This is a genomic window from Burkholderia vietnamiensis LMG 10929, from assembly GCF_000959445.1.
GTDB classification, from domain to species: Bacteria; Pseudomonadota; Gammaproteobacteria; order Burkholderiales; family Burkholderiaceae; genus Burkholderia; species Burkholderia vietnamiensis.
In genome coordinates, this window is the sequence record NZ_CP009631.1 from 3,012,109 (window position 1) to 3,037,878 (window position 25,770).

The 25,770-nt window shown below is 67.9% G+C and carries 21 protein-coding genes; 6 read left to right on the forward strand and 15 right to left on the reverse strand.

The features are described 5' to 3' along the window. Position 1: 1 nt before the first annotated feature. The 8 genes from AK36_RS23470 to hpnI form a co-directional block, all read right to left on the reverse strand. On the reverse strand, positions 2-802 hold the full coding sequence (locus AK36_RS23470) for an ABC transporter ATP-binding protein (protein WP_011884020.1): 801 nt from the start codon (positions 800-802) through the stop codon (positions 2-4). A gap of 21 nt (positions 803-823) precedes the next feature. Then, a complete protein-coding gene (locus AK36_RS23475) occupies positions 824-1,537 on the reverse strand; it encodes an ABC transporter permease (RefSeq protein ID WP_011884019.1) in 714 nt (237 codons plus the stop codon). Continuing rightward, positions 1,534-2,223, reverse strand: coding sequence for an ABC transporter permease (locus tag AK36_RS23480; protein ID WP_011884017.1), 690 nt, complete (start codon positions 2,221-2,223; stop codon positions 1,534-1,536). The genes AK36_RS23475 and AK36_RS23480 overlap by 4 nt, the downstream gene beginning before the upstream one ends. A 266-nt stretch (positions 2,224-2,489) precedes the next feature. Then, complete coding sequence (locus tag AK36_RS23485; RefSeq protein ID WP_011884016.1) at positions 2,490-3,044, reverse strand: hypothetical protein; 555 nt, start codon at positions 3,042-3,044, stop codon at positions 2,490-2,492. A gap of 88 nt (positions 3,045-3,132) precedes the next feature. After that, the gene (locus tag AK36_RS23490) at positions 3,133-4,176 is read right to left on the reverse strand and encodes a lysylphosphatidylglycerol synthase domain-containing protein (RefSeq protein WP_034194202.1); all 1,044 of its coding nucleotides are present in this window, start codon (positions 4,174-4,176) and stop codon (positions 3,133-3,135) included. After that, positions 4,173-5,057, reverse strand: a complete 885-nt coding sequence (gene hpnK / locus AK36_RS23495; protein WP_045579311.1) for a hopanoid biosynthesis-associated protein HpnK — start codon at positions 5,055-5,057, stop codon at positions 4,173-4,175. Before hpnK ends, AK36_RS23490 begins: the two co-directional genes overlap by 4 nt. A 3-nt stretch (positions 5,058-5,060) precedes the next feature. Beyond that, positions 5,061-6,506 carry a hopanoid biosynthesis associated radical SAM protein HpnJ gene (gene hpnJ / locus AK36_RS23500; RefSeq protein ID WP_306306641.1) on the reverse strand — a complete coding sequence of 482 codons (1,446 nt, stop codon included), beginning with the start codon at positions 6,504-6,506 and terminating at the stop codon, positions 5,061-5,063. 161 nt (positions 6,507-6,667) lie between these two features. Continuing rightward, on the reverse strand, positions 6,668-7,840 hold the full coding sequence (gene hpnI, locus AK36_RS23505; protein WP_014722750.1) for a bacteriohopanetetrol glucosamine biosynthesis glycosyltransferase HpnI: 1,173 nt from the start codon (positions 7,838-7,840) through the stop codon (positions 6,668-6,670). A gap of 638 nt (positions 7,841-8,478) precedes the next feature. On the opposite strand from hpnI, the gene AK36_RS23510 reads away from it, so the two are divergent. Continuing rightward, positions 8,479-9,477 carry an LLM class flavin-dependent oxidoreductase gene (locus AK36_RS23510; protein ID WP_045579312.1) on the forward strand — a complete coding sequence of 333 codons (999 nt, stop codon included), beginning with the start codon at positions 8,479-8,481 and terminating at the stop codon, positions 9,475-9,477. Between the two features lie 60 nt (positions 9,478-9,537). On the opposite strand, the gene AK36_RS23515 is transcribed toward AK36_RS23510, so the two are convergent. After that, positions 9,538-10,596 carry an alpha/beta fold hydrolase gene (locus AK36_RS23515; RefSeq protein WP_045579313.1) on the reverse strand — a complete coding sequence of 353 codons (1,059 nt, stop codon included), beginning with the start codon at positions 10,594-10,596 and terminating at the stop codon, positions 9,538-9,540. A 175-nt stretch (positions 10,597-10,771) separates the two neighbouring features. Here AK36_RS23515 and pdxY point away from each other — a divergent pair, with 175 nt between their 5' ends. From pdxY to AK36_RS23530, 3 genes are all read left to right on the forward strand, one after another. Next, positions 10,772-11,632 (forward strand): pyridoxal kinase PdxY, encoded by an 861-nt coding sequence (gene pdxY, locus AK36_RS23520; RefSeq protein ID WP_011884000.1) that lies wholly within the window; start codon positions 10,772-10,774, stop codon positions 11,630-11,632. Between the two features lie 284 nt (positions 11,633-11,916). Further along, the gene (locus AK36_RS23525; RefSeq protein ID WP_045579314.1) at positions 11,917-14,061 is read left to right on the forward strand and encodes a phosphocholine-specific phospholipase C; all 2,145 of its coding nucleotides are present in this window, start codon (positions 11,917-11,919) and stop codon (positions 14,059-14,061) included. A gap of 386 nt (positions 14,062-14,447) precedes the next feature. Continuing rightward, the gene (locus tag AK36_RS23530; protein WP_011883998.1) at positions 14,448-15,596 is read left to right on the forward strand and encodes a branched-chain amino acid ABC transporter substrate-binding protein; all 1,149 of its coding nucleotides are present in this window, start codon (positions 14,448-14,450) and stop codon (positions 15,594-15,596) included. 215 nt (positions 15,597-15,811) lie between these two features. On the opposite strand, the gene AK36_RS23535 is transcribed toward AK36_RS23530, so the two are convergent. After that, a complete protein-coding gene (locus AK36_RS23535; protein WP_034194206.1) occupies positions 15,812-16,573 on the reverse strand; it encodes a FadR/GntR family transcriptional regulator in 762 nt (253 codons plus the stop codon). A 422-nt stretch (positions 16,574-16,995) separates the two neighbouring features. Here AK36_RS23535 and gudD point away from each other — a divergent pair, with 422 nt between their 5' ends. Continuing rightward, on the forward strand, positions 16,996-18,348 hold the full coding sequence (gene gudD / locus AK36_RS23540) for a glucarate dehydratase (RefSeq protein ID WP_011883996.1): 1,353 nt from the start codon (positions 16,996-16,998) through the stop codon (positions 18,346-18,348). Between the two features lie 88 nt (positions 18,349-18,436). On the opposite strand, the gene AK36_RS23545 is transcribed toward gudD, so the two are convergent. The 3 genes from AK36_RS23545 to AK36_RS23555 form a co-directional block, all read right to left on the reverse strand. Next, positions 18,437-18,901: a DUF2214 family protein gene (locus AK36_RS23545; RefSeq protein ID WP_011883995.1), complete on the reverse strand. Its 465-nt coding sequence runs from the start codon at positions 18,899-18,901 to the stop codon at positions 18,437-18,439. A 37-nt stretch (positions 18,902-18,938) separates the two neighbouring features. Then, a complete protein-coding gene (locus tag AK36_RS23550; protein WP_011883994.1) occupies positions 18,939-19,739 on the reverse strand; it encodes a hypothetical protein in 801 nt (266 codons plus the stop codon). A gap of 246 nt (positions 19,740-19,985) precedes the next feature. Continuing rightward, entirely contained in the window at positions 19,986-21,050 is a 1,065-nt protein-coding gene (locus AK36_RS23555; protein ID WP_011883993.1) for a glycosyltransferase family 4 protein, read from the reverse strand. A 571-nt stretch (positions 21,051-21,621) separates the two neighbouring features. Between AK36_RS23555 and AK36_RS23560 the strand changes: the two genes are divergently transcribed. Then, entirely contained in the window at positions 21,622-23,454 is a 1,833-nt protein-coding gene (locus AK36_RS23560; RefSeq protein ID WP_011883992.1) for an ABC transporter ATP-binding protein, read from the forward strand. A 115-nt stretch (positions 23,455-23,569) separates the two neighbouring features. Here AK36_RS23560 and otsA read toward each other — a convergent pair whose 3' ends face one another. Both otsA and otsB read right to left on the reverse strand, forming a co-directional pair. After that, positions 23,570-24,946 carry an alpha,alpha-trehalose-phosphate synthase (UDP-forming) gene (gene otsA / locus AK36_RS23565; RefSeq protein WP_011883991.1) on the reverse strand — a complete coding sequence of 459 codons (1,377 nt, stop codon included), beginning with the start codon at positions 24,944-24,946 and terminating at the stop codon, positions 23,570-23,572. Next, positions 24,943-25,695: a trehalose-phosphatase gene (gene otsB, locus AK36_RS23570; protein WP_011883990.1), complete on the reverse strand. Its 753-nt coding sequence runs from the start codon at positions 25,693-25,695 to the stop codon at positions 24,943-24,945. Before otsB ends, otsA begins: the two co-directional genes overlap by 4 nt. Positions 25,696-25,770: the final 75 nt, after the last annotated feature.

Below are 25,770 nucleotides of genomic sequence, written 5' to 3' on the forward strand. Positions count from 1 at the left end.
GTTACTTGAGACTGCCCGACAGGAACTGCTTCAGACGCTCGCTCTGCGGACGCACCAGCACTTCCTTCGGATCGCCCTGCTCCTCGGTCCGCCCCTGATGCAGGAACATCACGTGGTTCGACACGTTGCGCGCAAAACCCATCTCGTGCGTGACGACGATCATCGTGCGCCCCTCCTCGGCGAGCTTCTGCATCACCTTCAGCACCTCGCCGACGAGCTCCGGATCGAGCGCCGAAGTCGGCTCGTCGAACAGCATCACGTCCGGATGCATCGCGAGCGCCCGCGCGATCGCGACGCGCTGCTGCTGGCCGCCCGACAGATGCGACGGATACTGCTTCTCGACGCGCGGCGGCAGACCAACCTTCTCCAGATACTCGCGCGCACGCTCCTCGGCCTCTTTCTTCGTGATGCCGAGCACATGCACCGGCGCTTCCATCACGTTCTCGAGCACGTTCATGTGCGCCCACAGATTGAAGTGCTGGAACACCATCGCCAGCTTCGTGCGGATCCGCTGCAACTGCTTGTGATCGGCAACTTCCAGCGCGCCGGCACGGTCGGTCTTGGTACGCACGGTCTCGCCGTCGACGACGATCTGCCCCGCGTTCGGCCGCTCGAGAAAATTGATGCAGCGCAGGAACGTGCTCTTGCCCGAACCGCTCGCGCCGATGATGCTGATGACGTCGCCGGCCTTCGCGTTCAGCGACACGCCCTTGAGCACCTCGTTATCGCCATAGCGCTTGTGAATGTCGACCGCGGCAAGCTTGACGGAAGCGGACGCGCTCGTTTGAGTGATCTCGGCCAACTGGCTCTCCTCGAAGTGAAATCAATGACGTCCGGCCGCGAGATACGCGAGCCAGTGGCGCTCCGCCCGGCGAAATGCCGCGACGAGTGCGAACGATACCGCAAGATAGATCAGCGCGGCGAGGCCGAACGACTGGAACGCCATGTAGGTCGCGGAATTGGCGTCGCGCGCAACTTTCAGAATGTCCGGCACGGTCGCGGTGAACGCGACGGTGGTCGCGTGCAGCATCAGGATCACCTCGTTGCTGTACAGCGGCAGCGCACGCCGCAGCGCCGACGGTACGATCACGCGCCGGTACATCGTGAACGGCGACATCCCGTATGCGCGCGCAGCCTCGACCTCGCCGTGCGGAATCGCACGGATCGCACCGGCGAAGATCTCCGTCGTGTACGCACACGTGTTCAGCGCGAACGCAAGAATCGCGCAGTTGAAGCCGCTGCGGAAAAACGCGTCGAGCAGCGAATGCGAACGGACGAACTCGAGGCTGTACATTCCCGTGTACATCAGCAGCAACTGCACGTAGAGCGGCGTGCCGCGAAACACGTACGTGTAGAGGCGCACCGGCGTCGACACCCAGCGCTTCTTCGACACGCGCGCAACGGCGAGCGGCACCGCGCACACGAAGCCGAGCGAAATCGACGCGACCAGCAGCCACAACGTCACCGCGAGGCCGGACAGCCGCTGGCCGTCCCAGTAAAGAAACGCCTGGCCGAATTCCTGGAGAATCTCGATCATAGTTCTGCGTGCCGCACGCCCATGGAATAACGCTTCTCGAGCTGGATCAGCACGAGATTGGAAACGGTCGTGATCGCAAGATAGATCAGCGCCGCAACGAGAATGAAGAAGAACATGTTGAAGGTGCTCTTGCCGGCGTCCTGCGCGGCCTTCACGACGTCCGCGAGGCCGATGATCGACACCAGTGCGGTCGCCTTCACGAGCACCTGCCAGTTGTTGCCGATGCCCGGCAGTGCGAAGCGCATCATCTGCGGAAACATGATCCGCGCGAACACGCGCGCGCCGCTCATCCCGTAGGCCGCGCCCGCTTCGAGCTGGCCGCGCGGCACCGACAGGAACGCGCCGCGGAACGTCTCGGTGAAGTACGCACCGTAGATGAAGCCGAGCGTCAGCACGCCGGCGACGAACGGATCGATGTCGATCTGGTCCCAGCCCAGCAGGTCGGTGAACTGGTTCAGCCAGATCTGAATGCTGTAGAACAGCAGCAGCATCAGGACGAGATCGGGCACCGAGCGGATCAGCGTCGTATAGCCGGTCGCGATCGCTCGCAGCACCCGGTTGTGCGACAGCTTCGCCACCGCGCCGATCAGCCCCAGCGCCACCGCGGTGGCGAGCGACAGAACCGACAGCTCGATGGTCTGCACGGTGCCGGCCCACAGGACGGGACCAAAGCCGTAAAGGAACACGCGCGTCTCCAGTGTTGACAGGGTTACCGGCGCGCATACCTGTCCCACGCCGGGCTGACGCGGATAGTCGCAAGCGAAAATATTTGTCTCAAATCACCTCGTCCGCCATTGCTGCGTCGCAGCAAACGATGCGGCGATTTGAACGCGCGGGCTACGGCGCTGTTTCAAAAGGAAAAAAGCCGCTCCCTGACAGTCGTACAACACGCAGGGAAGCGGCTTTTTTGCAATTTTCCGGTCGCTTTTTCGATATCGCGACGCGCCGGGAGTCAGCGCCCCTTCAGGATGTCGGAGCGCGAAGTCGTGTAGACGAGCCCGTCCGGGCCGAAATGGACGTTGAAGAACGCGTCGGTGTTCACGCCGTCCTCGAGCCAGCGCCAGCTCCATACCGTCTCGGGCTTGAGCGGATACTGCGCGACGTCGCCCGGCTTGCCGAGCAGGCGCCTAACCTCGTCCTCGTTCATGCCGGGGCGCACCTTCGCGAAATTCTCGGCGGTGAGCACCTGGGTCGCGCCGACGTAATGGCCGCTCGCGTCGAGATCGACGAACCAGGTCTGGTTGCCCATCGGCCCGCGCGGATATTCGAGGCGTTTCGAGCCGTCGGTGAACATGCGCTCGGTGTCGGGCTTGCCCATCGTCTCGCGCACGTCGGCCTCGGTCGACACGCCGACCTTCAGCCCCTTGAGCAGCAGCGGCGCCGGCTTGATCGCGGTGAAGAAATCCCTGATGCGTTGCACGTCGAGATCGCCCTTGTCGTTGCAGCCGGACAGCGCGAGTGCGGCAGCCAGCAGCGTCACGGGAAACAGCCGGAAACGAAAGATCATCGGAAGAATTGCGCGTCGAGAAAACACGCGGCAAGCATACCCGCGCCGCGCCAAAAGCGCGAGACGGGCCGCGCGGCCCGTCACCCGTTCAATGGGTCGATTCGGTCCGACGCTCGCGCTCGCCGCGCAGCGGCTGCGCGACGCGCGCGGCGGCCGGGATCGCGGCGATCCGGCCGCGCGTGCGCACGAGCTCGGCCAGCTGCCACGAGCCGAGCGCGAGACAGCCGAACAGCACCTCGCGGCCGCGCTTGACCAGCGCGAGCGACAGCGCGCTCTCGCGATCGACGCCGAACATCTGCGCGAGCAGCACGACGGTGGCCTCCTGCACGCCGAGGCCGCCCGGCACCATGAACGCCGCATGGCGCACGGCCTGCGTCATCGCCTCGATCGCGACCGCGCCGCCGATCGACACCGGATGGCCGAGCAGCGCGAGCGCCCAGTAGATCTCGAGCGCACCGAGCACGTAGCCGGCCAGCTGCCAGAAGAACGCGCTGAACAGCAGCGCGGTGCGCGACATCAGCGCATCGATGTCGCGATCGAGCCGCCGGCCGTCGACGCCCTGCAGCAAGCGGTGCGAATCGCCGAGCAAGCGCCCGGCGAAGCGCTCGATCGCGTGGAAGACGCCGCCGCGGCGCATCAGCACGACGCCGAGCACCGGCAACGGCAGCGTCAGCACCAGCGCGAGGCCGATCGTGCCGCCGCCCATGTCGTGCGTGGTCGCCAGCAGCAGCACGAGGCCGAGCGCCGCGAACGCATACTGGACGACGATCGTCACCAGCACCTCGACGATCACCGACGCGGTCACGCGGCTCGCGTCGGCCACCTGCCAGCGCGCGAGCCGGATGCCGACCAGCTCGCCGCCGATGCCGACGACCGGCAGCAGCCGGTTCACCGCCTCGCGCACGGTCGCGATCCACCACAGGAACGGCAGCGTCGCGCGACGGTCGAGCAACTGATGCCACGCGTACGCGTCGAGCAGCAGCGGCAGCGCGTGAAACGGCACGAGCCACAGCAGCGCGAAGCCGGCGCGCTCGATCATCCGCGACACGTCGCCGATACCCTCGTGCAGGCCCAGCGCCAGCAGGATCCCGATGCCGATCGGCCAGCCGAGCCATTTGATCCACTTGGTCACGACGGCTGCGCCCCCGCTGCGCGCGCGCGCTGCGCGCCGCGCCGCGCCGCCCGCTGACCGAACACGTCGGCGAACCCGCCGGTCGCGACGCCGGCCGCCTTCAGCGCCGCCGCGACGCGCGGCGACAGCAGCGCGTCGAGCTCGTCGGCCGGACGGTAATCGGCCATCGTCGGCGTGATCGGGCCGTCGCCGGCTTCGGCCGGATGGCAATAGATCTCGCCGACACCGGGCGGCAGCGCGGCGAGCGCGTCGAGCAGCACGCGCTCGTCCATGGCGCCCGTATGCTCGATGCCGACCACGTAATCGTTGTGCGCGAGCCCCGCGCGGTCGAGCCGCGCGCGCACCAGCGCGATCCACGGCTTGAGCAGCGCGCTCGCGCTCGCTTCGTACGGCAGCCGCACGGCGCGCAGCCCGTAGTCGCGACCGATGTCGATGATCATCGACAGCACGGTCGGATGCAGATGGAAATGCTTGTGCGCGTTCACGTGGTCGAGCGGCAGGCCGCTCGCCGCGAACGCCTCGAACTGCGCGCGGATCTCGCGGCGCAGCTGCGCGCGCACGTGCGGCAGGAAGAAGAAGCGGCAGCCGTCCTTCGCCATCGCGTCGCCGAAGCGCCCGTCGCGGCCGACGAGCGCCGGTATCTCATGCGCGGGCAGCGTGGCCGGCCCGTCCGCGAGCACCAGATGCAGACCGACCGCGAGCGACGGCAGCCGCCGCGCGCGCTCGATCGCATCCTGCGCGGCGCTCGCGCCGACCATCAGGCTCGCGGCGTTGAGCACGCCGTCGCGATGCGCGCGCTCGACCGCCGCGTTCACGCGCGGATGCAGCCCGAAGTCGTCCGCGGTGAAGATCAGCGCCCGCGCCGCCCGCTGCGTCGTCACGAATCAGGCCTCGTGCGCGCGCAGGAAGCGGAAGAACTCCACGCCTTCGCGCAGACGGCGCTTCATCATGTCCCAGCTCGTCAGCATCTCGCGGACGATTTCCCAGATCTTCGACGGACGGAAATAGAACTCGCGATAGAACTGCTCGAGATGGTGATAGATCTCGTCGCGCGACAGGTGCGGATAGCCGATCGCGGCCAGCTGCACGCCTTCCTTGCTGACCAGGTTGATCGTCTTGTTCTCTTCCATCCAGCCGTTCTCGACGGCCTGCTTGTACAGCGTCGTGCCCGGATACGGCGCGGCGAGCGACACCTGGATCGTGTGTGGATTGATTTCCTTCGCGTACTCGATCGTCTTCTTGATGGTTTCCGGCGTCTCGCCCGGCAGGCCGAGGATGAAGGTGCCGTGGATCTTGATGCCGAGCTTCTTGCAGTCAGCGCTGAAGCGGCGCGCGAAATCGGTGCGCACGCCCTTCTTGATGTTCACGAGGATCTGGTCGTCGCCGGATTCGAAGCCGACCAGCAGCAGGCGCAGGCCGTTTTCCTTCATGATCTTCAGCGACTTGTACGGCACGTTCGCCTTCGCGTTGCACGACCACGTCATGCCGAGCTTGCCCAGGCCGATCGCGATCGCTTCGGCGCGCGGCAGGTCGTCGGTGAAGGTATCGTCGTCGAACATCAGTTCCTTCACTTCCGGCATGTTGTCGCGGATCCACTTCGCTTCGGCGAGCACGTTCTCGACCGAGCGCGTGCGATAGCGATGGCCGCTGACCGTCTGCGGCCACAGGCAGAACGTGCAGCGCGACTTGCAGCCGCGACCCGTGTAGATCGACACGTACGGATAGTTCAGGTAGCCGATGAAGTAGTTGTCGATCTTCAGGTCGCGCTTGTAGATGGGCGCGACGAACGGCAGCTCGTCCATGTTCTCGAGGATCGGACGCGCTTCGTTGTGCTCGATCGAGCCGTCCTTCGCGCGCCAGCTCAAGCCCTTGATCTCCGGGAACGGCTTGCCTTCGGCGATTTCCTTGCAGGTGTAGTCGAATTCCTCGCGGCACACGAAGTCGATCGCGTCGCTCGCCGTCAGCGAATTGTGCGGATCGACCATCACCTTCGCGCCGACCATGCCGACCAGCAGCGACGGCTTCATCTTCTTCAGGTCCTGCGCGAACATCGCGTCGGTCGGGAACGACGGCGTGCTCGTGTGGATGATCACGAGATCGTAGTCGTTGGCGATCTTCAGCGTCTCCTCGACCGACAGGCCGTCGGCCGGCGCGTCGACGACGCGGCTACCCGGCACGAGCGCGGCCGGCTGCGCGAGCCAGGTCGGGTACCAGAAGGAACGGATTTCGCGCTTCGCCTGATAGCGCGAGCCGGCTCCGCCGTCGAAGCCATCGTACGAAGGGGCCTGCAAGAACAGCGTTTTCATGAATGCTCCGGTAGCCTGCATAATTCGATTCGTTTCAACGATTCAGTTTCAATCAACCGCGGGCCGCGCTGTGGGCGCCCGCCTCTGTCATGTCGCGTCGCGCGGCGTGGCCGCGCGGCGCGTCTCGGCCCTCGGGCCGGATTCGCTCGGGAGCGGGCGCGCGGCCGGCTCCCCCAACATGCTCGTCAGCAGCCGTCGCCGCCTTCCACCGCCGGCGCGCGCTCGCCGCCGACCACCGTCATCCGCGCGCCGCGCCACACGACCTGCGAGCCGTACGCGGCCGCCAGCCATTCGAGCGCGAGCAGCGTGTCGCGTACCGCCACGAGTGGAAGGTCGCGCCAGAACGCACTCCAGCCGTCCTCGCCGCGCGCATGCAGCACGAGCCGCCCGAACGCACCGACGATGGCCGCGCCGCCCGCGAGCGTGCCCGCGACGGTGCCGTCCAGCCGCAGCGCGAGCGCCGCGCCGATCGCGAGCCACGGCACGGTGAACGTGATGAACAGGAACGCGAAGCCCATCGGGTTCAGCGACCGGATCGTGCGCAGCCAGCGCGTCTCGCGATGCCACAGCGGGCCGAACGACGGCTCGATCACGTCGGTCGCGACGTCGACCTCGGACAACACGGTGCGCCGCCCGAGGCGGCGCGGCAGCTCGGCGAGCCAGAAGTCGTCGGCGAGCTCGTCCTTCAGCGCGAGAAAACCGCCGATCCGATCGAGGGTATCGCGCGTGACGGCGAGCGTCGCGCCGAACCCGAAGCGGCTCGAGCGGCCCAGGTGCGTGATCCGCACCGACGGCGCGAACCACGCGTCGACGAACTGCGCGCCGATCCGCGTCCAGAAGCCGCCGACGCTGCGCGCATGATACAGGCACGTGACGACGCCGACCGACGGATCGGCGAGCGGCGCCGTCACGCGCTCCAGATAATCGGGCTGCACCGCGATGTCGCTGTCCGCGATCACGATGCGGCCGTACTTCGCGCGCTCGGCCAGGTTGATCAGGTTGCTGACCTTCAGGTTCTTGCCGTGCACGCGCGCGTCGATCACGAGCGTGATGTCGCATTCCGGATAGTCGGCACGCAGCCGCTCGACCACCGCGATCGCCGGATCGGACGCCGACGCGACGCCGAACAGCACTTCATGGCGCGGGTGGCGCTGTTCGCAGAAGGTCGCGAGGTTCTCGTACAGATGCGGCTCCGCGCCGCACAGCGGCTTGAGCACGCTGACCGGCTCGAAGCCGTCGCGCGCGGCGGTGCGCGGCGTGCGCGGCGCCGGCGCGAAGGCCGCGACGAGCGCATAGCCGGCCGCGGCGAGCGTGAAGGCGACCAGCAGCCAGTCGAGCAGCGTGACGGTCGGCATCATGCGGCATGCCTCCCGGCACCGCGGGCGGCACGTCGATCGTTCGAACCGGGTTGAACGTGATGGGGTATTACGACAGCGACGAACGCGGGCACGACCCGACTCCTTGTTCCAGCAGCGTCTGTATGAGGGGCGGCACGGCTCGCCCCGAAAGCGGCCATGCCCGGCTTCGCGCGGCCGCCCCCTCACGCGAAACCCGGAACGGGATGCGGGAAGACTCGAATGGCTGGCATCGGCAAAACATGGACAGGCGCAGGATTTTAGCAGCCCGCGCACCGTCACGCGCGGAGCAACATGAAACGGACTGGTGCAATTTCGGCAAAGCTGCGCGGCCGGCAAACCATTTCGGCGCCGGCCTGCCGACATTAGCGTAAGCGCTTTGCAGGCGTATTGCCGTCTGCAAAATCAAACATTTCGTTGAGAATTGTGCGTCGGTGCGAAGACACGTGGAATCGCCGTAAAGTTTGGTAATTATTCGTGGATTAGATCGATTTTCGCAACAATGAAATGGGCGTGGCTTGCAGCCCTGTAAGGCGTGTGGGTATCCGTGCGTCGCCAGCGCGCGGCGCGGCCCTTTGGCAGAATCGTCGTCATCTGTTGCGCATGCGCATCACCGCGCCCCTCCTTTCGAAGGCCATCCGATGATTCCGTTTTCCGTACTCGACCTCGCCCCCATCCCCGAAGGCGCCGACGCCGCGCAGGCATTCCGCAACACCGTCGATCTGGCGCAGCATGCGGAACGCCTCGGCTACCGCCGCTACTGGCTCGCCGAGCACCACAACATGCCGGGCATCGCGAGCGCGGCGACCGCCATCGTGATCGGCCACGTGGCGGGCGCGACGCAGACGATCCGCGTCGGCTCGGGCGGGATCATGCTGCCGAACCACGCGCCGCTCGTGATCGCCGAGCAGTTCGGCACGCTGGCGTCGCTGTACCCCGGCCGCATCGACCTCGGGCTCGGCCGCGCGCCCGGCACCGACCAGACCACGTCGCGCGCGCTGCGGCGCGACCTGATCGGCAGCGCCGATTCCTTTCCGGACGACGTCGCCGAGCTGCAGCGCTATTTCGCGGCGCCGGTGCCCGGCCAGCGCGTGCGGGCGGTGCCCGGCGCGGGGCTCGACGTGCCGATCTGGCTGCTCGGCTCGAGCCTGTTCAGCGCGCAGCTCGCCGCGATGCTCGGCTTGCCGTTCGCATTCGCATCGCACTTTGCGCCGGACTATCTGATGCGCGCGCTCGAACTCTATCGCGCGCAATACCGCCCGTCGGCCGCGTGGCCGAAGCCGTATGCGATGGTCGGCGTGAACGTGTTCGCCGCCGATACCGACGAAGAAGCACGGCGCCTCTTCACGTCGCTGCAGCAGCAGTTCATCAACCTGCGCCGCGGCACGCCGGGCAAGCTGCCGCCGCCGGTCGACGCACTCGAGGCCAGCGAATTCGAACTCGCGAACGTCGCGCATGCGCTGTCGTTCGCGGCCGTCGGCTCGCGCGACACGGTGCGCGACCAGTTACGCGACCGGATCGCGCAGACGGGTGCGGACGAGCTGATCGTCACCGCCCAGATCTACGATCACGCGGCGCGGCTGCGCTCGTTCGAGCTGGCCGCGCAGATCCGCGACGAGCTGGCGAGCGAAACGCGCTGACGGTGCGGCCGCGCCGCCGCTCGCGGCGCGCGCCCGCCCGCCCGTCGCTTCGTCACTTCGTCACTGCGGATGGACCGCAGCCATCCCGTCGAGCAGCGCCTTGTGGAACGCGTCCGGATCCTGGATCTGCGGCGCGTGCCCGAGCGCCGGGAATTCGATCAGTTGCGCACCGGGAATCGCCGCCTGCGTGCGCTTCGCAAGCTCCGGATAACGGCCGAGCTTCGCGTGCACGTCCGGCGGCGCGGCGTCCTTGCCGATCGCGGTCGTGTCCTTGTCGCCGATCAGCAGCAGCGTCGGCACGCGAATCACGCCGAGCTCGTAGACCACCGGCTGCGTGAAGATCATGTCGTAGACGAGCGCCGAATTCCACGCGACCGCGTCGCGGCCCGCGCCGCGATACATGCCGGCGAGCATCTGCACCCAGCGCTCGTACGACGGCGCCCACTTGCCCGCGTAGTAGGTCGCCTGCTCGTAGCGGCGGATGCCGTCGGCCGTCGTCTTCAGCTCGCGTGCGTACCAGTAATCGACCGACAGCGGCGGCACGCCGAGCGCCTTCCAGTCCTCGAGGCCGATCGGGTTCACCAGCACCAGCTGGTCGGTCGCCTTCGGATACATCAGCGCGTAGCGTATCGCCAGCATGCCGCCGGTCGAATGGCCGACGAGCGTCGCCGACTTCACGCCGATCGACTCGAGCAGCGCGTGCGTGTTGCGCGCGAGCTGCTGGAAGCTGTACTGATAGCGCTCCGGCTTCGACGACTTGCAGAAGCCGATCTGGTCCGGCGCGACCACGCGATAGCCAGCGTGGCTCAGCACGTCGATCGTGTCCTCCCAGGTCGCCGCGCAGAAGTTCTTGCCGTGCAGCAGGACGACGGTGCGGCCGTTCGGGTGCGCCGGCTGCACGTCCATGTAGTCCATTTCGAGCGTTTCGCGCTGCGACACGAACGCATGGCGATGCACCGGCGCCGGATAGGCGAACCCTTCCAGCCGCGGGCCGTACGCGGGCCCGTCGTTGCCGGCCGCCATCGGGGCGGCGGCCGTGGCGACGCTCGCAGCGGCGGCGATGCCGGCGGCCAGCCACGCGGCGCGCGCGACGGACAAGATCGGGGAAGTCGAAAACATGGCGCTCACGGTAATGGGACGGGCACGCGCGGCGGCCGGGCAGCCACACGCCCCGCGATTCTACGCGGTCGGGCTGACGGCGGCGCGCAACACTCGAAGGCCGCGCGACTTCCGCGCGCGCGACGAACTCGGGTATCTTGTGACGTGACCCTGAAACGCCTGCAGGCGAGCGCCCATGAAAAACGTCCTCAGCATTCAGTCGCACGTGATCTACGGACATGCCGGCAACAGCGCGGCCGTGTTTCCGATGCAACGGCTCGGCGTCAACGTCTGGCCGCTCAACACCGTCCAGCTGTCCAACCACATGCAGTACGGGCACTGGGCCGGCAGCGCGATCGACGCCGCGAAGATGGAGCAGCTGGTCGACGGTGTCGCCGCGATCGGCGGCCTGAAGCGCTGCGACGCGGTGCTGTCCGGCTTCGTCGGCTCGCCGGCGCAGGCGCGCGCCACGGTCGAGATCGTGCGCACGGTGAAGGCGATGAACCCGAACGCGTGGTACTTCTGCGATCCGGCGTTGGGCCAGACCGGCGGAATCCGGCCCGAGCCCGGCGTCGAGGAATACATCGTCGACGAGATGCCGGCGCTCGCCGACGGCATGTCGCCGAACCACACCGAGCTGCAGAAGCTCGCGGGGCGGCGCATCGAGACGGTCGCCGAAGCCGTGGACGCGTGCCGCGCCCTGATCCGCCGCGGCCCGAAGCTCATTCTCGTCAAGCACCTGCACGACCGTAACAGCCCGGCCGACCGCTTCAACATGCTGGCCGTCACCGAAACCGAAGCATGGATCGGCCAGCGTCCGCTCTATGCGTTTCCGCGCCATCCGGTCGGCGTGGGCGACCTCACCAGCGCGATCTTCGTCGCGCGCCGGCTGCGCGGCGATTCCGTGCGCGGCGCGTTCGAGCACACGCTCGCGGCCGTGCACGCGGTGGTCAAGGCGACCTACGACGCACGCCGCTACGAGCTCGAGCTCGTCGCCGCCCAGGATGAAATCGCGCGGCCGAGCGAGTGGTTCGGCGCGTGGGTGACCGACGCCTGACGCAGCCGCAGCGCGGCGTGCGGCGCCGCGTGTCGAAGCCTGCGCGGCGCGCCGCGCGCCGCCCTTCTCCCGCCGTCCACGCGGGCCATCGCTGCCCCAACCGAACCCGCGCCGTACCTGCAAACCGTGCAAACGTTTCCGACTTCACATGAATGACACCGTTTGCTCGCTATGCTCGCGTCCGCACGACCGACGCAGCCGCATCCTGCGTCCGGGCGCGCCAGCCTGTTCCGTTGTTCCGCATGTCCCGCCAACCGGCTCCCCTTTACCCCACGATAACGACCATGACCCGATCGACCCGTCGTGACTTCCTCCGCGTCGCCGCCGGCACCGCCGGCGCCGCCGCGCTGAACCTGTTCCCGCCCGTGATCCGCGATGCGCTCGCCATTCCCGCGAACCGCCGTACCGGCACGATCCGCGACATCGAACACATCGTGATCCTGATGCAGGAGAATCGCTCGTTCGACCATTACTTCGGCACGATGCGCGGCGTGCGCGGCTTCGGCGACCCGCGGCCGCTGCGCCTCGCGAGCGGCAAGTCCGTGTTCCACCAGCCGGCCGGCCCGGCCGAGGTGCTGCCGTTCCATCCGGGCGCCGACAACCTCGGCCTGCAGTTCCTGCAGGATCTGCCGCACGGCTGGCAGGACATGCATGCCGCGTGGAACAAAGGCCGCTACGACCAGTGGGTGCCGAACAAGGGCACCACGACGATGGCGTACCTGAAGCGCGACGACATCCCGTTCCACTATCAGCTCGCCGACGCGTTCACGATCTGCGACGCGTACCACTGCGCGATCCCGAGCTCGACCGACCCGAACCGCTACTACATGTGGACCGGCTACGTCGGCAACGACGGCACGGGCGGCGGCCCGGTGCTCGGCAACGAGGAACAGGGCTACGGCTGGACGACCTATCCGGAAGTGCTCGAGCAGGCCGGCGTGTCGTGGAAGATCTACCAGGACGTCGGCACCGGGCTCGACGCGAAGGGCTCGTGGGGCTGGACGCAGAACCCGTACATCGGCAACTACGGCGACAACGCGCTGCTGTACTTCAACCAGTACCGCAACGCGCTGCCCGGCACGCCGCTGTACGAGAAGGCGCGCACCGGCACCAACATCAGCGCCGGCGGCACGCTGTTCGACGTGCTGGAGCAGGACGTGAAGAACGGCACGCTGCCGCAGGTGTCGTGGATCTGCGCGCCGGAAGCGTACTCCGAGCATCCGAACTGGCCGGCGAACTACGGCGCGTGGTACATCGAGCAAGTGCTGAAGGTGCTGGTGTCGAATCCGGACGTGTGGAGCAAGACCGCGCTCTTCATCACCTACGACGAGAACGACGGCTTCTTCGACCACGTGCCGCCGCCGTTCGCGCCGCAGTCGCGCGATAACGGGCTGTCGACCGTCGCGACGACCAACGAGGTGTTCGCCGGCGACGCGTCGCACATGGCGGGCGCGTACGGGCTCGGGCCGCGCGTGCCGATGCTCGTGGTGTCGCCGTGGACCAAGGGTGGCTGGGTCTGCTCGCAGACCTTCGATCACACGTCGCTGCTGCAATTCATCGAAGCGCGCTTCGGTGCGCAATATCCGATCACGGCCGCGAACGTATCGCCGTGGCGCCGCGCGGTGTGCGGCAACCTGACGTCGGCGTTCGACTTCTCGAACGCCGACGCCGCCTGGCCGACGCTGCCGGACACGAGCGGCTACGCGCCGCCCGACCGCGTGCGCCATCCAGACTACATCCCCGTGCCGCCGGCGCTGCAGACGGTGCCGAAACAGGAAGCCGGGCTGCGTCCGGCGCGCGCGCTGCCGTACGAACTGTTCGTGCACGGCCGCGTCGAGCCCGCGAGCGGCCAGTTCCGGCTGACCTTCGCGAACACGGGCCGCGCCGGTGCGGCGTTCCAGGTGCAGTCGCGCAACCGCGTCGACGGCCCGTGGACGTACACGGTCGAAGCCGGCAAGCGGATCGCCGATACGTGGAGCGCCGCCGCGTCGCTCGGCCTGTACGACCTCGACGTGTACGGCCCGAACGGCTTCTACTGCCATTTCCGCGGCTCGTTCGCGAGCGGCGTCGGCGGCACGAGCGGGAACCCCGAGGTCGTCTACGGCTACGACGTCGCGAACGGCAACATCACGCTGCGTCTGATGAACCGCGGCCACAAGGCGGTGCGGCTCAAGGTGAGCAACGCGTACGGCCACCGCGGCGCACGCACGTTCGAGCTCGCGCCGGGCGCCCACGTCGACGACTACTGGGACCTGCGCGGCAGCCACGGCTGGTATGACCTGACCGTCAGCGACGAGCGGCCGCTCGGCTTCGTGCGCCGCTTCGCGGGGCACGTCGAGACCGGCCGGCCGAGCACCAGCGACCCGGCGATCCGCACGAGCGCGACGCAGGACGTCGTAGAAGCCGCGTCGGACGCGCTGGCCGACTGACGACGGCCAGCGCGACGCAGCCCCGCCGCGGGGCTGCGTCGCCTGCCGCATCCTCCTGCTCTACCCGCCTTCCGCCCTGCCTCCATTCGTCCGTCCGCTCGTGACGGGAAACTCCCGATACCGGCCGCTGCCGCACGCGCGGAAGCTATGCGCAAATCCGCATCGAATGCGCGGCAAATTGCCAAGACCCGCACATATCGGCGACCTATAAATCGAAGCGATCGGGGCTCCTCGCCGAGCCTGCCGGGAGCGTCTTCCCTGGAATGGCAGCACGCCGGACCTACCCGCCCGATCGGAGAAGCGGTTGAACCGCCCGCCCGTCGCGCGCATCCGGCTGCCGGATGCGCGCGGTATCCACCCGCTGGTGTAGAACAAGAGGAACGAACATGAAATTTCGTCATTCCCTGCTGTCGGTATCGGTCGTATCCGCATTGGCACTCCTCTCGCAACAGGCCGCCCGCGCCGCCGACGCAACCGACGTGAAGGTCGGTTTCGCCGCTCCGCTCACGGGCGTGAACGCCGGCTACGGCAAGGATCTACAGAACGGCGTGCAGCTCGCGCTCGACGATGCGGTCGCGCAGAAGGTGCAGATCGCCGGCAAGCCCGCGCATTTCGACCTCGTCGTGCAGGACGACCAGGCCGACCCGCGCATCGGCGTGCAGGCCGCGCAGGCGCTGGTCGACCAGAACGTGTCGGTGGTGATCGGCCACTTCAACTCGGGCACGACGATTCCGGCGTCGGTCGTCTACGACAAGGCCGGCATCCCGGTGATCGACCCGGCCGCCACCAACCCGACGCTCACGTCGCGCGGGCTCGCGAACATGTTCATGGTGATCGCGACCGACGGCCAGAACGCGGGCAACGCAGGCAAGTACGCCGTCGACGTGACGAAGGCGAAACGCATCGCGATCATCGACGACCGCACCGCGTTCGGCCAGGGCGAGGCCGACGAGTTCGAGAAGGCCGTGAAGGCGGCCGGCGGCAACATCATCGGCCGCGAGTTCACCAACAACCAGGCCGTCGACTTCCGCGCGCAGATCACCAGCCTGAAGGGCAAGAATCCCGACCTGATCTTCTTCGGCGGCCTCGATTCGCTGGCCGCGAACTTCATCAAGCAGATGCGCCAGCTCGGGCTGACCGCGCAGTTCGTCGGCGGCGGCGGCGTGAAGGACAACGAGTTCGTGAAGATCGCCGGCCCGGCCGCCGAAGGCGCGATGGCGTGGGAATACGGCCGGCCGCTCGATGAACTGCCGCAAGGCAAGGATTTCGAGAAGCGCTTCAAGAAGCGCTTCGGCGTCGACGTGCTGTCGTACGCGCAGTTCGGCTACGACGCCGCATGGGCCGCGATCAAGGCGATGCAGGCGGCCAATTCGACGGATCCGAAGGTCTATCGCCCGGCGCTGAAGAAAGTGGACTTCGAAGGCGTGACCGGACGCATCTCGTTCGCCAACGACGGCTCGCTGAAGAGCGGGATGTCGACGCTGTACCAGGTGAAGAACGGCACGTGGAAGACCATCGTGACGAAGGGAGGCTGATCGACCGGCAGCACCGCGCCCGGACGACTGTACCGGGCGCCCGGCGCGGGCCGCGACGACGATGCGCGTCGCGACCGCTCCTGACCCGGCGTGCGTGGCGAGCGGTCGCGACGCGCGCCGGCGGCCACTGCGCCGACAAGGTCGCCACCATCTCATACGACGACCGATCTCAATACACTCTGCATGCGGCGCACGTCACCGCGTGGCCATGCGTCTCAGCCGGCTTGCGTATCACGCTCCGCTTCGGCCGCCTCGTGCGCGCGGCGCAGCCGCTCGCGGCTATTGGTGAGGTGCGTGCGCATCGCGGCGCGCGCGGCCTCCGGGTCGTGGCGTGCGATGGCCTCGTAGATGTCCTCGTGCTCGTGATTGAGCCGGCCCACGTAGCGCTCCAGGTCGTCGCCCGCGAAGCGGGCGGAATTCACCCGCGTGCGCGGAATGATCGACGCGCCCAGCTGCGTCATGATGTCGACGAAATAGCGGTTGCCGGTCGACTGCGCGATCTGCAGATGGAACTGGAAGTCGAGCTGCGCGGTGTCGTGACCGCCGCCCGCCCCCGAGGCGATCGCGTCGAGCGCGCGGCGCAGCGCGGCGAGATCCGCGTCGCTCGCGCGTTGCGCGGCAAGGCTCGCGCACTCGCTCTCGAGGCTGATCCGCAGCTCGAGCACCGCGAGCACGTCGCGCAGCGTCGTGATGGTCGCGGGATCGATCCCGAGCGCCCGACGACGCGACGGCTCCAGCACGAAGCTGCCGATCCCGTGGCGCGTTTCGATCAGGCCGCTCGCCTGCATCCGCGAGATCGCTTCGCGCACGACCGTGCGGCTGACGCCCTGCGCCGCCATGACTTCGGTTTCGGTCGGCAGCTTGTCGCCGGGACGCAGCGTGCCGTTTTCGATCTGCGCGGTCAGCGCGTCGACGACATCTTGTGCGAGGCTGCGGGCGCGACGGCGCGGCGCTGCGGGAAGCGTGGGCACGGACATGAGGCCGGTTCCTTTTTGAGTGATCGTAATGTGAGCCGAGGGTTTACGCGGGGTTTGAGCGAACGCCGTGGATTCATTATACTGCGTCACAAGTCATCCGACGACTGATGATGACCACACGGATCTCCTGTCGACCACGGCAGGCGCAGTGCCTGCCCGGTCCCGTGATAGGTCTTCATCGACGTTCGCACCTGCGTGCAGATGCCGGCGTGCGGTTCGGCAGTGGACGAGGCGCACATGCGCGCCTGGCTTCCGTCCGATGCGGCACCGGCATCGGGCGCGCGTCGCTCGCCCCTCGCGGGTTGCTGTCGACGGGCGCGGTTCGTGCGCCGCGCACGTCGGTTGTCGAATGATCGCATCTCGCGCCGCGCGCGGCAAAGCATTTGCCGCACGGCATCGCCTACTCTCTCGTCATCGCCGCCATGAACGCCGTCACCGCCTCGCCTTCCCACGACACGCCGCGCATCGTCGATCTGCAAGCCATTCCGGTCGCCGGCCACGACAGCATGCTGCTGAACCTGAGCGGCGCGCACGGCCCGTTCTTCACGCGCAACCTCGTGATCCTGAAAGACAGCGCGGGCCGCATCGGCGTCGGCGAAGTGCCGGGCGGCGAAAGCATTCGCCGCACGCTCGACGATGCGCGCGCGTGCGTCGTCGGCCAGCCGGTCGGCAATTACCACGCGGTGCTCAACGACGTTCGGCGCACGTTCGCCGATCGCGACGCGGGCGGCCGCGGGCTGCAGACCTTCGACCTGCGCACGACGATCCACGCGGTCACCGCGCTCGAAGCCGCGCTGCTCGACCTGCTCGGCCAGCATCTCGGCGTGCCCGTGGCCGCGCTGCTCGGCGAAGGCCAGCAGCGCGAGCAAGTGGAAATGCTCGGTTACCTGTTCTACGTCGGCGACCGCACCAGGACCGCACTGCCCTACCGCGACGGCCGCGACGCGACCGACGACTGGACGCGCGTGCGCGACGAAGCCGCATTGACGCCCGACGCGGTCGTGCGCCTCGCAGAAGCCGCACATGCCCGCTACGGCTTCAACGACTTCAAGCTGAAGGGCGGCGTGTTCGAAGGCGCGCGCGAAATCGAGGCCGTGACGGCGCTCGCCGAGCGCTTTCCCGACGCGCGCGTGACGCTCGACCCGAACGGCGCGTGGTCGCTGGACGAAGCCGTGCGGCTGTGCCGCGACCAGCATCACGTGCTGGCCTATGCGGAAGACCCCTGCGGCGCAGAGAACGGCTATTCGGGCCGCGAGGTGATGGCCGAGTTCCGCCGCGCGACCGGGCTGCCGACGGCGACCAACATGATCGCGACCGACTGGCGCCAGATGGGCCACGCGATCCAGCTGCAGGCCGTCGACATCCCGCTGGCCGATCCACATTTCTGGACGATGCAGGGCTCGGTGCGCGTCGCGCAGATGTGCCGCGACTGGGGCCTCACGTGGGGCTCGCATTCGAACAACCATTTCGACGTGTCGCTCGCGATGTTCACGCACGTCGCGGCGGCGGCGCCCGGCCAGGTGACCGCGATCGATACGCACTGGATCTGGCAGGACGGTGAGCGGCTGACGCGCGAGCCGCTGAAGATCGCCAACGGGCTCGTGGAAGTGCCGAAGCGGCCGGGCCTCGGCATCGATATCGACATGGACGCGGTCGCGCGCGCGCACGAGCTGTACAAGCAGCACGGGCTCGGCGCCCGCGACGATGCGGCCGCCATGCAATATCTGATTCCCGGATGGACGTTCGACAACAAGCGTCCGAGCCTGGTGCGCTAAAAGGTAAGGCGAAGCCGGGCCGCGCAACGGCCCGGTAGAGACGATGCGCGGCTCGCCGGCCGCGCCCGCGCTTCGACGCCGCGCTACGCTAGCCGGCGAGCCCGATGCCGCGCGCCATGCCCGCCGCGGCGAACACGATCACCATCACGAGCACCGCCTGCCAGTGGCCGATCCGCACATAGGTGCGGGCGCGCCGCAGATCGGGGGTCTGCTGCCGCCGCACGGCGCCGCGCCAGCGCAGCAGCCCGAGCATCGGCACGATTTCGAGCAGCAGGATCAGCACGAGCGCGGTCATCTTGAGGTGGAAGAGCGGCTCGTGAAGGTAGTACGCGGTGCCCTTCTCGAAACCGCCGAAGGCGCGCGCAAGCCCCGTCGCGATCAACACCAGCGCCGACGCGCCCCACACCGCGTCGGCCTTGAACACACCGGGCAGGTCGGCAGCCTGTGCCGACGCGATCACGCGCCGCAGCGCGCGATTGCGTGCCGCGATCCCGGCGAACGCGACGCCGAATGCCATCAGGTGAACCGCTGCGAGCAACCATCGGACGATCATTGAGGCTCCTTGTCGCCCGCGCGCCGCGCGAGCGCGATTAGACGATCTGTTTGAGCGCCGCGTCGAGCGCGAGGACCGCGACGCGGTCGCCTTCGGTCGCGAGCGGCGCGCGCAACACGGTCTGCCGGTTATGGCCGACGGCCGCCGGCGAATCCCACAGCAGCTCCACTTTGGGCCGCCGGAACAGGCTGCCGCGCGGCGGCGCGGCGACGGCCGATGCGGCGAGCCCGTCCGCCGCGGCCGCGGCCGGCCGGCCGGGCCAGCGCACCGACAGCTCGCGCGCGTCGTACTGGCCGACCTTGCGGCTCTCCATCCAGACGATCGCGGTGCGGGTGAGCGTGTCGAGCGAAATCGCATAGCGGCCGATCGCGAAACGGCGCGCGGCGACGTTGGTGCGCCACAGCGGCCGCGGACGGCACATCCACACGATCGCCGCATACAACGCGGGCGCGGCGACGAGCCAGCCGTTGGTCGCCGTCACCGCATGCAGCGCGCGGCGCCAGCCGGCCGCCCACGCGAACGCGCCGATCGACCAGACGGCGAACAGGAAACCGATCAGCGCGAACACGCGCAGCGCCTGGCGCAGCCATTGCGGCAGCGGATGAAACGGACGCTCGGCGCGCGCGGCGGCGCCGGGCAGCGCGAGCAACAGGAAGATCAGCACCAGATAGACGAACGCCCAGGGCGACGACACCATCGCCGACAGCGAGGCGCGATAGCCCATCTGCGACATCGAGAACAGCCAGCGCGCGAGCAGCACGAGACCGATCGCGCGCAATGCGAAGATCACGCCGGCGCCGGGGGCCGGCGCTGCGCGCGTGGTTTTCGTTCTCGCCAAGACTGCTCTCCTATCGATGTTCGTGCGGGGCCGGATTTCGCGGCACGGCCATTATAGGGACATTACCGTCTGGACAGACGGCTCGATCGCGTGCCCGATCGGTTCCCGCGCCGTTCGCGGCGTCGGGCGCGGCGAGAATACAACAGATCGCAACGGCTCGGCACGGCAGATGTGACGACGCCCCGCCGGAAACCCGGACGGGGCGTCGGTGCCGACACCGGCCGCAGCGCGGCCGGCGACTCGGCGTCAGCCTGCGTTGACTTCGCGCAGCACCGTGCGGCGCTTCTGGCGCAGCAGTTCCTCGTACGCCTTCACGTAGTTCTGCGCCATCACCTTCGACGAGAAGCGGGCTTCGAACGCGGCGCGCACCTTCTCGCGCGGCAGCGTATCGAGGCGCTTGAGCGCGGCGACGGCCGACAGCTCGTCTTCGACGACGAAGCCCGACACGCCGTTGTCGATCACTTCCGGCACCGAGCCGCGCTTGAACGCGATCACCGGCGTGCCGCAGGCCATCGCCTCGATCATCACCAGGCCGAAGGGCTCCGGCCAGTCGATCGGGAACAGCAGCGCGTGCGCATTGCCGAGGAATTCGGTCTTTTCGGCTTCACTGATCTCGCCGATGTACTCGACGTGCGGCAGCGCGAACAGCGGCTTGATCTTCTCTTCGTAATACGCGCGGTCGGCCTTGTCGAGCTTCGCGGCGATCTTGATCGGCAGGCCGGCCTGCTCGGCGATGCGGATCGCGGTGTCGACGCGCTTTTCCGGCGAGATGCGGCCCAGGAACGCGAGATAGCTCGGCTTCACGTTCGGGATCGGCGTCAGCAGGTTTTCCGGCAGGCCGTGGTACACGGTCGACAGCCAGTTCGCCTGCGGCAGCGGGATGCGCTGGTTGTCGGAGATCGACACGACCGGCACGTCGCTGAACGCGTTGAAGATCGGCTGCAGTTCGGGCAGGTCGAGACGGCCGTGCATCGTCGTCAGATGCGGGACCGGCTGACGCGAGAACAGCGAGAACGGGTAGTAGTCGATGTGGCAGTGCAGGACGTCGAACTCTTCCGCGCGGCGGCGCACTTGCTCGAGCAGCAGCATGTGCGGGGCCATCACGTCGCGGATCGTCGGATCGAGGCGCAGCGCCTGCGGCCAGCACGCTTCGAGCTTCGCCGACGTTTGCGAATCGCCGCTCGCGAACAGCGTGACGTCATGCCCCATCTCGACGAGTGCTTCGGTCAGATAGGACACCACTCGCTCGGTCCCGCCATAAAGCTTCGGGGGAACCGCTTCGTGCAACGGAGCGATTTGGGCGATTCGCATGCGTAACTCCTAAAAATTCGGCTAAAAACCAGGTATGGGTCGGCAACCTGCCGGCGGTCCGGGCTGGATGCATTTCGTCCTATCATCGGACGAATCAGCCTGCCGGGGGCGTCGAGCCCGCGCTGCACAAGGAGCGTCGGCGACGCGACAGGCTTAGAACGTTTGAAACGAAGACCCGTTGACAGGGGTTCGTAAAAACCTGGGACCGAACCCGGAGCCGATTATCTAGGGTTAATCCCGATACGGCGCCCGCCATTTCAAACTCTTTACTTTGTTACAAAGGCGCAACACTTTGCAACCCGCGGACTCGGACGTCCGTTCTAGAGTGGAAGGCCCGTTCGGCACTCCATGTCCGTCATCGCTGCCGGCATTGCCTTTGCGACACGTAAGGCCCTTGCGGCGAACGGGATGTCGGATTTTATCTCAAAACTGGTCGTGCGCCCCCAGGCTCGCGCAAGATTCGCACAGCGCAACGCACGGCCTTGTTTACAATGCCGGATTATTCAGTCCGGGCGACCGCCGGCTGGGCTCCAGCCGCCCCGCTCAATCACCGAATCACCGCACGCATATTTTGGAATATCTCACCCCTGCCCAGCGCAACGCCCACAACGCGAAGCTGTCGAGCTACGCGCATCGGCCGATCGCGTTCCTGTTCCGCTACATCCGCCTGCACCCTGTCGCGCACCTGATCGTGCTCTGCAGCGTGCTGGCCGCCGTCGGCTGCGCGCTCGGCTCGCAATACGCGATCAAGCATCTGATCGACGTGCTCGCGGCCGGACGCCATCATCCGGGCCCGCTGTGGAGCGCGTTCGCGCTGCTCGTCGGGCTGATCGCGGCCGACAACCTGCTGTGGCGGGTCGGCGGCTGGACCGCCGCGCACACGTTCGTCGCGGTGACCGGCGACCTGCGGCGCGATCTGTTCCAGTATCTGATCGGCCATTCGCCGACGTATTACGCGGAGAAGCAGCCGGGCACGCTCGCGAGCCGCATCACGGCCACGTCGAACGCCGTCTATACGTCGGAGAACACGATGGCGTGGAACGTGCTGCCGCCGTGCATCGCGGTGATCGGCGCGATTCTGATGATCATCGTCGTGAATCCGCTGATGGCCGCCGGCCTGCTCGGCTGTTCGGCGCTGCTCGCGATCGTGCTGTTCAAGCTCGCCGGGCGCGGCTCCGCCCGCCATCACACGTTCGCGGCGAAGGCCGCCGCGGTGGACGGCGAGCTCGTCGACGTGATCGGCAACATGGGGCTCGTGCGCGCATTCGGGATGACGCTGCGCGAACAGAAGCGCTTCAGCGCGACCGTGAAAGCCGAGATGGACGCCCGTCAGCAAAGCCTGCTCTATCTCGAGAAGCTGCGGCTGCTGCACGCGGTGATCACCGCGATGCTGTCGGCCGGGCTTCTCGGCTGGGCGCTGTGGCTGTGGGATCAGGGCCGCGCGACCTCCGGCGACATCGTGCTCGTCAGCTCGCTCGGCTTCACGATCCTGCACGGCACGCGCGATCTGGCCGTCGCGCTGGTCGACGTCACGCAGCACGTCGCACGCCTGTCCGAAGCCGTGAAGACGCTGCTCGAACCGCACGGCATGCCCGATCGCTCCGACGCGCAGCCGCTGTCGGCCAAGGGCGGGCGCGTCGACTTCGAGCGCGTGACGTTCGCGTATCCGCACCGCCGCGCGATCCTCGACCACTTCGACCTGCATATCGAGGCCGGCCAGCGCGTCGGACTGATCGGCAAGTCGGGCGCCGGCAAGTCGACCGTGCTCGCGCTGCTGCAGCGCTTCTACGACACGCAGGACGGCGCGGTGATGGTCGACGGCCAGGACGTCAAGACGATCACGCAGGACAGCCTGCGCCAGGCGATCGCGCTCGTGCCGCAGGACATCTCGCTGCTGCACCGGACCATCTACGACAACATCGCGTACGGCCGCCCCGACGCGACCCGCGAGCAGGTGCTCGCAGCCGCGCGCGACGCACGCTGCGCGGAGTTCATCGAGGCGATGCCGGAAGGCTATGACACGATCGTCGGCGACCGCGGCGTCAAGCTGTCGGGTGGCCAGCGCCAGCGCATCGCGATCGCGCGCGCGATCCTGAAGGACGCGCCCATCCTGCTGCTCGACGAAGCGACCTCGGCGCTCGACAGCGCATCGGAAGAAGCGATCCAGAGCGCGCTCGACCGCCTGATGGTCGGCCGTACGGTGATCGCGATCGCACACCGGCTGTCGACGCTGCGCAACTTCGACCGGATCATCGTGATGAGCAACGGCAAGGTGATCGACGATGGCAGCCCCGACGTGCTGCGCAGCCGCCCCGGGCTGTATCGCGACCTGCTCGCGAAGCAGCACGGCCGGCTGCACGCGCCCGACGGCGCCGCGCCGACCACCGGCGAACGCGTCGCGTGACGCCGCGGCATCGCGCCGCCCGCCGATAGACGATAAAAAGGCCGCCGTGCTCGTAGCACGGCGGCCTTTTTTCAGCGCGGCGCGCGACCAGCGCTCGATGTGCAACCGCCCCAGGCTACGCGCGCTGCAAATCGCGCAGGAAGTTGTCGCGCCACACCGACACGTTGTTCTCGCGCAGCTGCGCGATCATGTCCGCATAACGCGCGCGCCGCTCGGCGAGCGGCATCGTCAGCGCCTGTGACAACGCATCGGCCATGCCGTCGATGTCGATCGGATTGACGATCAGCGCGCCGGTCAGCTCGCGCGCCGCGCCTGCGAAACGCGACAGCACCAGCACGCCCGGATCGTCCGGATTCTGCGCGGACACGTATTCCTTCGCGACGAGGTTCATCCCGTCGCGCAGCGGCGTCACGAAGCCCACGCGCGCGAGGCGATACAGCGCGGCCAGCACCTGCCGGTCGTACTGGCGATGAATGTACAGAATCGGCGCCCAGTCGAGCTCCGCGTAGCGTCCGTTGATGCGCCCCGATTCCGCTTCGAGCTGCAGCCGGATGTCCTGATACGCGCGCAGGTCGGCGCGCGTCGACGGCGCGATCTGCAGGAACGACACGCGATTGCGGATCGACGCCTGGTGCTCCAGCAGCTTCTCGAACGCGCGGAACCGCTCGACGAGGCCCTTCGAATAATCGAGCCGGTCGACGCTCATGATCAGCTGGCGCCCGCGCAGCGACGTGGCCATGCGCGCGGCCTTGCCGTGCTCGCCCGCCTGCGCGAGCGACGCGATCTCGTCCGGATACACGCCGATCGGATAAGCCGCTGCGCGCAGCGTGCTGCCGAACGCGCTCACGCGTACCGTGCGGCCGTCGCGCGTCACTTCGCCGCCGGCTTCGAACTCGACGTAATCGCAGAACGCACGCAGGTCGGGCTCGGTCTGGAAGCCGAGCAGATCGAACGCGCACAGCGACTCGACCAGCTCGCGATGCGGCGGCACGTTCACGAGCACCTGCGCGGCGGGAAACGGGATGTGCAGGAAGAAGCCGATCCGGTTCTTCACGCCCGACGCGCGCAGCGCGCGCGCGAACGGGATCAGGTGATAGTCGTGGACCCAGATCACGTCGTCGTCCTGCAGCAGCGGCACGAGCTGCTGCGCGAGCCACACGTTCACGCGGCCGTAGCCTTCGAACTCGTGACGGTCGTACTGGATCAGGTCCGCGCGGTAGTGGAACGCCGGCCACAGCGTCGCGTTCGAGAAGCCGCGGTAGTACTGGTCGTAATCGCGGCGCGACAGCCCGACGGTCGCGAACGTCACGGGGCCGCGCTCCTCGATGCGGATCTGCGGCGCACCGGACGCGACCACTTCGCCGCTCCAGCCGAACCACATGCCGCCCGTCTCCTTCAGCGCGTCGTACACGCCGATCGCGAGACCGCCCGCCGCCGGCTCGCCTTCCGAAATCGGCGCGACGCGGTTTGAAACGATGATCAGTCGGCTCATGCGCCCGGCAGCTCCAGATCGAGCCAGCGGGCGATCTGCGCGTGCAGCGCGGCGACCGAATCGAGCCGCATGCGCGCCGACGTCTCGCCGGCGCCGACCTTGATCGACAGGCCGCCACGCGCGTTCACCACCGCGAAGCCCTTCTCGTCGGTCAGATCGTCGCCCGCGAACAGCGGCACGCGGCCCGCGAACGGCGGCTCGTCGAGGAACGCGGCCAGCGCGCGCCCCTTGTCGACGCCCTTCGGCTTGATTTCGAACACCATCTTGCCGGGCTGCAGTACGTACGCGTCCGCATATTCGGCGACGAGGCGCTCGGCCGCTTCGCGCGCGACCGGCTCACGGTCGGCCGCGTTGCGGTAGTGCAGCGCGACGGCCGCGCCCTTGATCTCCAGCAGCATGCCCGGATGACGGTCGACCACGGCCGCCAGCTCGCGCTCGATGCGCAGCAGGCGTTCGTCGTTGAAGCCGATGCGCTGCGTGTCACCGTTCGAATCGCGACGCTCGGCACCGTGCAGGCCGGCGATCGGTAGATCCGGCATGCTCAGGAACGTGTCGAGATTGTCGATGCCGCGCCCCGACACCACCGCGACCGCGCCATGCGAGCGCTGCCTGAGCGTATCGAGCAGCGTCAGCAGCGACGGCGGCACGTGAATGCTGTCGGGCGTGGGGGCGAGCTCGACGAGCGTGCCGTCGAAGTCGAAAAAGAACGCGGTATCGGTCAGGGACAGGGAAGCCGGAACGGATTGCATCGATTCGAGAGTCCGAGCGGCGGCCGGCAAACGCCGGGCCGCCGCGACGAGAATGGAATTGTGCGCATCTTACCG

Excerpts from the sequence above, each read along its gene's own strand:
- hpnI (WP_014722750.1), bottom strand. The coding sequence starts at position 7,840 with ATGATGCCGACCGTCACGCTGCTCGACTGGCTGCTGGTCGCCTTCACG.
- AK36_RS23485 (WP_011884016.1), bottom strand. The coding sequence starts at position 3,044 with ATGATCTTTCGTTTCCGGCTGTTTCCCGTGACGCTGCTGGCTGCCGCA.
- AK36_RS23475 (WP_011884019.1), bottom strand. The coding sequence starts at position 1,537 with ATGATCGAGATTCTCCAGGAATTCGGCCAGGCGTTTCTTTACTGGGAC.
- otsB (WP_011883990.1), bottom strand. The coding sequence starts at position 25,695 with ATGCAATCCGTTCCGGCTTCCCTGTCCCTGACCGATACCGCGTTCTTT.
- AK36_RS23545 (WP_011883995.1), bottom strand. The coding sequence starts at position 18,901 with ATGATCGTCCGATGGTTGCTCGCAGCGGTTCACCTGATGGCATTCGGC.
- AK36_RS23535 (WP_034194206.1), bottom strand. The coding sequence starts at position 16,573 with ATGTCCGTGCCCACGCTTCCCGCAGCGCCGCGCCGTCGCGCCCGCAGC.
- AK36_RS23525 (WP_045579314.1), top strand. The coding sequence starts at position 11,917 with ATGACCCGATCGACCCGTCGTGACTTCCTCCGCGTCGCCGCCGGCACC.
- AK36_RS23510 (WP_045579312.1), top strand. The coding sequence starts at position 8,479 with ATGATTCCGTTTTCCGTACTCGACCTCGCCCCCATCCCCGAAGGCGCC.
- otsA (WP_011883991.1), bottom strand. The coding sequence starts at position 24,946 with ATGAGCCGACTGATCATCGTTTCAAACCGCGTCGCGCCGATTTCGGAA.
- AK36_RS23530 (WP_011883998.1), top strand. The coding sequence starts at position 14,448 with ATGAAATTTCGTCATTCCCTGCTGTCGGTATCGGTCGTATCCGCATTG.
- AK36_RS23555 (WP_011883993.1), bottom strand. The coding sequence starts at position 21,050 with ATGCGAATCGCCCAAATCGCTCCGTTGCACGAAGCGGTTCCCCCGAAG.
- gudD (WP_011883996.1), top strand. The coding sequence starts at position 16,996 with ATGAACGCCGTCACCGCCTCGCCTTCCCACGACACGCCGCGCATCGTC.
- pdxY (WP_011884000.1), top strand. The coding sequence starts at position 10,772 with ATGAAAAACGTCCTCAGCATTCAGTCGCACGTGATCTACGGACATGCC.
- AK36_RS23515 (WP_045579313.1), bottom strand. The coding sequence starts at position 10,596 with ATGTTTTCGACTTCCCCGATCTTGTCCGTCGCGCGCGCCGCGTGGCTG.